The 8,460-nt window shown below is 31.3% G+C and carries 8 protein-coding genes; 6 read left to right on the top strand and 2 right to left on the bottom strand.

The window, feature by feature from the left end:
* Positions 1 to 130: 130 nt before the first annotated feature.
* Together EDD66_RS17975 and EDD66_RS17970 are read right to left on the bottom strand one after the other, a co-directional pair.
* Positions 131 to 970, bottom strand: coding sequence for a CvfB family protein (locus tag EDD66_RS17975; protein ID WP_123610978.1), 840 nt, complete (start codon positions 968 to 970; stop codon positions 131 to 133).
* 10 nt (positions 971 to 980) lie between these two features.
* On the bottom strand, positions 981 to 1,685 hold the full coding sequence (locus EDD66_RS17970) for an acyl-[acyl-carrier-protein] thioesterase (RefSeq protein ID WP_123610977.1): 705 nt from the start codon (positions 1,683 to 1,685) through the stop codon (positions 981 to 983).
* A 215-nt stretch (positions 1,686 to 1,900) separates the two neighbouring features.
* Between EDD66_RS17970 and EDD66_RS17965 the strand changes: the two genes are divergently transcribed.
* From EDD66_RS17965 to hpf, 6 genes are all read left to right on the top strand, one after another.
* The gene (locus EDD66_RS17965; protein ID WP_123610976.1) at positions 1,901 to 2,134 is read left to right on the top strand and encodes a polya polymerase; all 234 of its coding nucleotides are present in this window, start codon (positions 1,901 to 1,903) and stop codon (positions 2,132 to 2,134) included.
* A 158-nt stretch (positions 2,135 to 2,292) separates the two neighbouring features.
* Complete coding sequence (locus tag EDD66_RS17960) at positions 2,293 to 2,895, top strand: class I SAM-dependent methyltransferase (protein WP_170164413.1); 603 nt, start codon at positions 2,293 to 2,295, stop codon at positions 2,893 to 2,895.
* A gap of 23 nt (positions 2,896 to 2,918) precedes the next feature.
* Positions 2,919 to 3,911: a CPBP family intramembrane glutamic endopeptidase gene (locus tag EDD66_RS17955; RefSeq protein WP_123610974.1), complete on the top strand. Its 993-nt coding sequence runs from the start codon at positions 2,919 to 2,921 to the stop codon at positions 3,909 to 3,911.
* Between the two features lie 462 nt (positions 3,912 to 4,373).
* Positions 4,374 to 5,297, top strand: a complete 924-nt coding sequence (gene trxB, locus EDD66_RS17950; protein WP_123610973.1) for a thioredoxin-disulfide reductase — start codon at positions 4,374 to 4,376, stop codon at positions 5,295 to 5,297.
* A gap of 211 nt (positions 5,298 to 5,508) precedes the next feature.
* A complete protein-coding gene (locus tag EDD66_RS17945) occupies positions 5,509 to 6,876 on the top strand; it encodes a C40 family peptidase (RefSeq protein ID WP_123610972.1) in 1,368 nt (455 codons plus the stop codon).
* A gap of 767 nt (positions 6,877 to 7,643) precedes the next feature.
* Complete coding sequence (gene hpf, locus EDD66_RS17940) at positions 7,644 to 8,171, top strand: ribosome hibernation-promoting factor, HPF/YfiA family (RefSeq protein WP_123610971.1); 528 nt, start codon at positions 7,644 to 7,646, stop codon at positions 8,169 to 8,171.
* Positions 8,172 to 8,460: the final 289 nt, after the last annotated feature.

Here is an 8,460-nt window from a genome sequence, read left to right as displayed (position 1 = left end):
TAGTTAATCGCATAACTAATTATATCAAAAAATCGCTGTAAGCTCTATGCCTACAGCGATTTTTCTTTTAGGGGAGTTTTTTTACAGCCCCTTTATAGAAGTTATTTTACTTTTGAAATACTTTCTTATTTTAATCTATAAGATTCATTCCATCTTCTGTCAGGATAACCTTTCCTTCTTTTAACAGACGGCCTGTAGCGCGTTTGAATGCATTCTTACTAAGATTGAATTCTTGTTTGATTTTTTCAGGATCAGATTTATCATTAAAATTCAAATGTCCTCCATTTGCTTCTAACTTACCTAATATTGTTTGGGAATCAATATCCATCTGTATATAGGATTTTTCTCTTATACTAAGATCAAGTTTGCCGTCCTCTCTGACATTTATTACTCTGGCTTCAACGCTGTCTCCTGGTTTTACTTCACGATACAATTCTTTTTTTGATATAAGAGCTGAGTAAATGTTATCCACAGCTACAAAAGCACCAAATTCATCACTTAATTCATAAACAGTTCCAATTACCTTATCATCTTTACTATAGGGAGATGTCTGGTTTAGGTAACTATAAATCTTCATAGTGGCACATAAGCGATTACTTTTATCAATGTATAAACTTACGAGAATATCATCTCCAGTATGAACTCTTTGGGTCTGCTCTTTAAACGGCAATAATAAATCTTTCGCCAGTCCCCAATCCAGGAAAGCTCCAATATTACCAACTTCAATAACTTTTAACATAGCCACTTTGCCTAAAGTCAGAGTAGGATGCGTAGTAGTAGCAATTAATCTGTCTTCGGAATCCCGATAGATAAATACTTCGATCTCATCCCCTGGTTTGGTCCCGGGATCTACTTGGTTTTTTGGCAGTAATACTTTATCTGTTTCTAATCCATTGGGATCATTTAAATATACTCCAAAGTCAGTTGTTTTTACAACTTTCAATATCTGAATTTCACCAAGTTTTATCATATTTTATACCTCATCTTTCAAATTCAATAATTGTGTATGGGTTGCCATTGGTATCGGCAAGTACCACGGAGCATAGATTTTTTTTCTCACTCACCATTGGTACTATTGTGTCACCTAAAACTGCAGACATACGATATTCTGCTCTTAACTGCCTGATTTTAAATCCCAGTGGCAGATACTCTTCAGCCATTTTAATATACTGCCCATTATTAACATGATTATTTGTATCTATATTTGATCTGACAACTGTAAAACTATCATAATTTTTTAAATTCTCTGGAATCGGAATTTTGCGAGGAGCATACTCCATATCGTACTTCTCTTCCATATAGTATCGACCAATATCGTCGTCAGTAATCCGTACAGGCCGGTGAGTTAGTGTGTCTAATAATACCCAAATGGAATTTGCAGCAGCACAAATTTCATTATTGGAATCTTTTATAATAAAATTACGATATCCATACATACTTTTAAAATCATAGGCCCATGTTCCTGTGGTTATAGTTTCTCCAAGAGATGGGTATCGATTCACTTGAATTTGCCATCCATTTAAAAGCCATATTCTATTCCTGTTTTCCAGATAGGACAATCCCATTCCAATGTCTTCTGATTGAAAAGTACTGCAATCCTGAAAATAATTTATAATAGAAGTTAAATCCAATTTTTTGTCTTTATTAACTTCGCTATATCTTACTCTGCTGTTAAAACTGTACATTTTAAGACTCCTTTCTCCATGGTTGTCATATCGATTCAACCATTATACCATATTTAAGGAAAATAAGTAGCAAAAAACTTCGTTTTTTCACTTATCAATAAAAACCACTACTGTCTTATATAAGGACAAGTTATTCTAGTAAATATCCGTTGACATTTTATGAAATAGGATTTATATTTAAGATATAAAAAATGCATAATAAGGAGGATATGAATATGAAATTTAACAATATTACAGATATAGAGAAATTTTTTAGCATTATTGATTCTTGCAAAGGGACAGTAGAACTTGTATCACAAGAGGGTGATAGATTAAATTTAAAATCTAAGCTTACACAATATGTATCTTTAGCAAAAGTTTTTTCTGATGGTACAATTGATAATCTTGAAATTATTGCTTACGAACCGGAAGACGTAGAAAAACTTATGGAATTTATGATTCGTGGTTAATTTAAATTTAGTAGATAAAGAATCCCGCTGCAATTGCCGTGGGATTTTTTTGATGAATATTTTTTATAGCCATGTAACTAAATATTTGCTATAATATAAATGTTAATTAAAAACCAGTAGTTTAAGAATGAATGTTGAATTTGAACAGGGGGATTATTGTGGACCAGACAGACTATTATAATAGGCATGCAGGTGTTTATTATGAGAATACAGTAGATCTTGATATGACAGAGATTTTGGAGCAATTTATTGAATTGCTTCCAGAGAGCTCAACTGTACTTGACTTAGGATGTGGATCGGGAAGAGATAGTTTATATTTCATTGAAAAAGGTTATGATGTAACTTCTATAGACGGCGCAAAGGAACTATGTGAATTAGCACAAATACATATTGGCCAAGATGTATTATGTATGACTTATGAAGACATGGATTTTAAAGAAGTGTTTGATGGAGTCTGGGCTTGTGCGTCTTTAGTGCATATAACAAGAACTGATATGGATTCTATTTTAGATAAAATCACAGATAGTCTAAAACCCCATGGGGTATTATATATGTCTTTTAAATATGGGGAATATTCCGGTGTGAAAGATGGAATATATTATACAGAATATAAGACCAGAATGATGAGAGAATTAATTGCTTCTCATGAAAACTTAGAGATTATTGAGATATTTAAAACAAATGATATTAGACCTGAAAGAAAAGAGCAGGAATGGCTTAATGTATTCCTTAGAAAAGTGCCATATGATCTTGGGGAATAATCTGTGGATTGGAGCAAATATTTATGAATAAAATTAAAAAGATTAATATTATATACTGTATAACAGTATTAATATCTATCTTCGGGTCTTTCTTTACATCATATATTTATTTAATTACGAAAAATATGGTATACACATTATTAACATCTCAGGTATTGCTCATAATACCTGCTCTTGTATATATCATAAGCAATAAATTTGATCTGCATAAAACAATACGGTTTCATAAGTTAAAAATTTCAAATATTTTATTGATTATTATATTTTCTTATCTGTCCATTCCGTTAATGACATTAATCAATTTAATTTCAATGCTCTTTGTAAAAAATAATATACAAAATACTGTAGAAGTTATTATTAATGAAAATCCTTTGTATATAAGTCTTTTTTCTATTGCACTTATACCCTGTATTTTTGAAGAAACTGTTTATAGGGGGATTTTTTACAATGAATATAGGAAGGTAAATGTTATAAATGGTATGCTGCTAAGTGCATTACTATTTGCACTGTTGCACATGAATTTTAACCAATTCTTTTATGCCTTTGTAATGGGTATAATATTTGTGATTCTTATTGAAGCCACAGATTCCATCTTCTCTTCTATGATTATGCACTTTGTTATTAATGGAACTTCCGTATTTAATGTTTATATGATTCCAAAATTGCAGGATATGTTAAAAGAGATTGACCCGGAATATGCCAGAGATTTAGCGGATAGTTTGAATACGCACTATACAAGGACAGAACTGTTAGTATCAATTTCATCCCTATGGCCGATTGTTTTGATAACAACCATTTTTGCGGCAGTTATTTTACTTGCTATAGCGAAGAATTCCAATAGGATAGAACATATTAAGGCGATTTTTCGGGGAGAACGGTTGACAGAAATAGAATCAGATGAAGAAACATATTCTTATGATGCTTCTGAGTCAAAAAATAGCAGACTGATTACTCTCTCTTTGATTATTGGCATAGCAATTTGCCTGGTATTTATGTTTTTGGGTGAAATATTATAAAGAATAGTAAAAATAAGCATTAGTCAAAAAATAATATGAGGTGTATTTAAATTTGTAATGTTAAGATTAGTTCTTTAATGATACAATTTGTGAATATACCTCTATTTTTAAAATCCAATATTTAAATGAATGATATGAAGTTGTACTTTATATCATCTCATCAAAAGGTTAGAATGTATTTTTATATAATTAATATGGTATAATATGAACACTTAGCAAGGTATTTTCGAGCTTAGTGAGAATATATACCTAACCACTTAATGAGGTGTTTTCGAATTTAGTGGATATGGTATAATATGAACACTTAGCAAGGTATTTTCGAGCTTAGTGAGAATATATACCTAACCACTTAATGAGGTGTTCTCGAATTTAGTGGATATGGTATAATGTTGCTGTATCATAAATAAATATGGAAAGAAATAATGAAATGTAGAAATAAAGATATAGGAAAGAGGTAAGTGTATGGAAAAGATATATGATTTAATTATTGTTGGTTCCGGACCGGCAGGACTTGCAGCAGGTATTTATGCAAGCAGGGCTGATCTTAATTTCATAATTATCGAAAAAAATCCCATCAGCGGAGGACAGATTATTAACACGTATGAGGTAGATAATTATCCGGGGGTGCCAGGTATCAGCGGATTTGAATTGGCGGATAGATTCCGGAAACACTGTGATAATCAGGGTGTTAATTTCGTGACGGGTGATGTGCAAAGTTTTGATGTGGAAGGTGCAGTAAAAACTATAACGTTAGATAATGGAGACACCTATAAGTCAAAAACCATAATTGTTTCCACAGGAGCTGTTTATAAGAAACTGGGAGCAGAAGGAGAAGAGAAATTCTCTGGAATGGGAGTATCCTATTGTGCTACTTGCGACGGCGCTTTCTTTCGAAACAAAGATGTAGCTGTTGTTGGAGGCGGGGATGTAGCAGTGGAAGATGCAATCTTTTTAGCAAGATTATGCCATAAGGTATATGTAATTCATAGAAGAGATGAATTCAGGGCGGCAAAAAGTTTGCAGTTAAAACTTAAATCCATGGAAAATGTTGAGATTATATGGGACAGTGTTGTAGAAGAAATTAGAGGAACAGAAGCAGTTGAATCTATTACTATCAGGAACCTGAAAACGGAAGAAAAAAGAGCCCTTAATATAGAAGGTGCATTCATTGCCATTGGAAACATGCCAAGTTCTGATGTATATAAAGAATTTGTAGCAACAGACTCTTCTGGTTATATTATTGCAGGTGAAGATTGTGAAACAAATGTAAAAGGTGTGTTTGCGGCAGGAGATATCCGTACTAAAGGATTAAGACAGATTATTACTGCAGCGGCAGATGGTGCAAATGCCATTACAGCTGTAGAAAAATATTTAAATGAAAATTAATATTTCTAAAATCTGTATATTATCGTTGAAATATATCTAAATCCTTACTGTTCAATATTAGCAGAGCCTCTATAATTTAAAAAATTATTAATTATTTGGATAAGCTCGTAAACCTTTATTGACAATTTTTATATATTTTGTTATAATAAAACAAGAATATTTTAATACTTTTGTAACAATTTATGTAGAAGTTACGATACGGAGGGAAAACATGATTTACTCTAAGCGTATAAAGACAACCATGTGTCTGGCAGCAACAATTACTGCATTTTTAACAGTTGATTTTAATATCGTAGACGCAGTTTCACTTAGCACTGAAAAAGGAATTGCTGGAATTGCAGTTTCTCTTGATAAATTTTATAACGCAAACAATGATACAACTTTAGCAAGTGTGAATGTTCAAACGGATGCTGAAGTTAATACCTTAAATGCTTTATCTCTAAATACCGGAATAACAGAGGAAGCGACTACATTTGAAGTACCGGTAGTTGAAGAAGAAGCGGCAGCAAAAGAGATTGTAGTGGAAGAACAAGTAGAAGAGAAGGTGGAAGAGACTTCCCAATATGATAACACTGGTATTTCCATTGCGGATAATTATGTCAACATACGTAAGGAAGCAAATACAGATAGTAAAGTGCTTGGCAAATTATACAAAGGGTCTGCTGCAACAATTATTAAAAGAGATGGAGAATGGGTTAAAATCAAATCCGGTAAAGTAACTGGCTACATTAATTCCGAATTTTTAGCAATCGGTTTTGACGCAGAAGAATTGGTTGATAAATACGCTACTAAATTAGCAACAGTAAATACAACTACATTAAAAGTTAGAAAAGCAAAGAGCATAGAATCTGAGTGTCTTACAATGATACCAGAAGGCGAAGTATATGAAGTCATTAAAGAGTATGATAAATGGGTTAAGATTTCCATTGATGATAATGAAGAAGATAGCCTTAAGGGATATGTTTCAAAAGATTTTGTCAATATCGATGTAGAATTTAAAAAAGCAATATCCATTAAAGAAGAGCAGGAACAATTAGAGAGAGAAGAAGCTGCTAGAAAAGCAGAACAAGAGCAATTACAAAGATTACAGAATCAATCAAGGTCAAATAATACAAGCAGTTCAAAAAGTAATACAAGCTCAAGAAATAATAGCTCTAATAAGCCAAGTAATACTGGTAAGAGTGTAACAATTGCTGATGATCCTAAAGGATCAGGCTCAGGTTCTGAAATTGCCAGTTATGCATTAAAGTTTGTTGGCAACCCATATGTTTATGGTGGTACAAGTTTAACGAATGGAACAGATTGTTCCGGCTTTACTCAAGCAGTATATCGCAGCTATGGTTACAGCATTCCTAGAGATTCAAGATCTCAGGCAGCGGGTGCAGGTAAAAAAGTTGACTTAGGTTCCTTAAGAGCTGGTGATTTAGTATTCTATACGGGAAGTTCAGGAAGCGTTAATCATGTTGCATTATATATTGGTGGTGGACAGGTTGTTCATGCAAGCAGTCCACGTACAGGTATCAAAGTATCAAAAGTGAATTACAGATCACCATATATGGCAAGAAGAGTTATTAATTAATATGTGAAAATTAGCTTTATTATATTCATGAAATAAGAATATAATAAAGCTTTTTTAATATACAGGAAAGTTCCCTAACTTTACTGAAGATTAAAAAGTATTGATAATTGTTTTGTGGATAACTATATCTTTTTTCATATTGGTCTATGAATAATTTTTCAACTCAAATTGCAATATATCACATTTTAATATTGTGAAAAATTACCAATTTATAAAAGCGGGTTCTTTCAAATTTTGATGTTTATAGTTGTCATAATTTTTAGATAATTAAAGAAAATGACGTTAAATTTGACTTTAAAAAAATTTGAAAAACATACCAAATATTTAGGATAAAAGTGTTGATTTGTACAAAGTGCACAAAGGTTTAAGGATTTAATTTAATGTCAAAAACCTGGTATATTTTGCATGTTGATAACCGTAAAAACTATCCACAATAGAAAATGCTTATTTTATGGGACAAGTAAGTTATACACTGAGTTATCCACATTATCCACAAAAGCTGTTATTTTTTTCATCTGAATAAATATTGTCAAGTTCGAATATTTGTTTTGTAGTTTGTGATAAAAAGCTAAAAATAGCTAAATTTATGTGATTTGGGACTTGACTTTATAATTGTCAAATAATATGTAGAAAAATACTGAAATTACAGAAAAGCTTGTCGAGAAGTGTTATATAATAAAAATTTTTGATAAATTATGGTGAAGTCTTGAAATAATTTAATATTATGATATAATTATGGTAACAACAAGAAAAAGGAGTTGGACATTATGCGTTATATAATTAGCGGCAAAAACATTGATGTGACAGAAGGTCTGAAGTCAGCTATTCATGAGAAGATTGGTAAGTTGGAAAGATATTTTACTCCTGAAACAGAGATTCATGTAACACTTAGTGTTGAAAAAGAAAGACAAAAAATTGAAATAACAATTCCAATGAAAGGAAATATAGTAAGAGCAGAACAAGAAAGTAATGATATGTATGTATCAATAGATTTAGTTGAAGAAATCATTGAACGTCAATTAAGAAAATATAAAAATAAATTAATTCAATCAAAACAAGCTTCTGCAAATTTAAATCAAGCCTTCGTAGATGATGATTATAATGAAGATGATAAGATTAACATTATAAGAACAAAAAGATTTGCAATGAAGCCTATGGACCCAGAGGAAGCTTGTGTACAGATGGAATTATTAGGACATAACTTCTATGTATTCCGTAATGCAGAATCTGATGAAGTTAATGTAGTATATAAACGTAAAGGAAATACTTACGGATTGATTGAACCAGAATTTTAATTAGTGGAATAGATGGGGTTGTCTCTATATGAGACAACCCTTTTTCTATTGAAAATATCTTTTTTATCTGATGACAACTAGCTATGTTTTTAGATACATTTACCCCAAATTTGGATATGGTTTAAACCGTATATAAATTTTAATTGAACTTTATTAAATTTTTAAGTTTGCTTGAATTTCCAATTATTTGGTGTATAATAAAAAAATGTTGAATAGTATAGATTCTAATGTTACAATAGTATTTAGACTAAACTTGGAGGGAATAATCCTTTCATAATGATATTATCTG

Origin of the sequence: Mobilisporobacter senegalensis, assembly GCF_003752155.1 — a bacterium.
Lineage (GTDB): Bacteria > Bacillota > Clostridia > Lachnospirales > Lachnospiraceae > Mobilisporobacter > Mobilisporobacter senegalensis.
Note: the sequence above shows the minus strand (reverse complement) of the source record. Positions and strands in the feature narration are given on the sequence as shown.

Excerpts from the sequence above, each read along its gene's own strand:
- EDD66_RS17975 (WP_123610978.1), bottom strand. The coding sequence starts at position 970 with ATGATAAAACTTGGTGAAATTCAGATATTGAAAGTTGTAAAAACAACT.
- EDD66_RS17970 (WP_123610977.1), bottom strand. The coding sequence starts at position 1,685 with ATGTACAGTTTTAACAGCAGAGTAAGATATAGCGAAGTTAATAAAGAC.
- EDD66_RS17965 (WP_123610976.1), top strand. The coding sequence starts at position 1,901 with ATGAAATTTAACAATATTACAGATATAGAGAAATTTTTTAGCATTATT.
- EDD66_RS17955 (WP_123610974.1), top strand. The coding sequence starts at position 2,919 with ATGAATAAAATTAAAAAGATTAATATTATATACTGTATAACAGTATTA.
- trxB (WP_123610973.1), top strand. The coding sequence starts at position 4,374 with ATGGAAAAGATATATGATTTAATTATTGTTGGTTCCGGACCGGCAGGA.
- EDD66_RS17945 (WP_123610972.1), top strand. The coding sequence starts at position 5,509 with ATGATTTACTCTAAGCGTATAAAGACAACCATGTGTCTGGCAGCAACA.
- hpf (WP_123610971.1), top strand. The coding sequence starts at position 7,644 with ATGCGTTATATAATTAGCGGCAAAAACATTGATGTGACAGAAGGTCTG.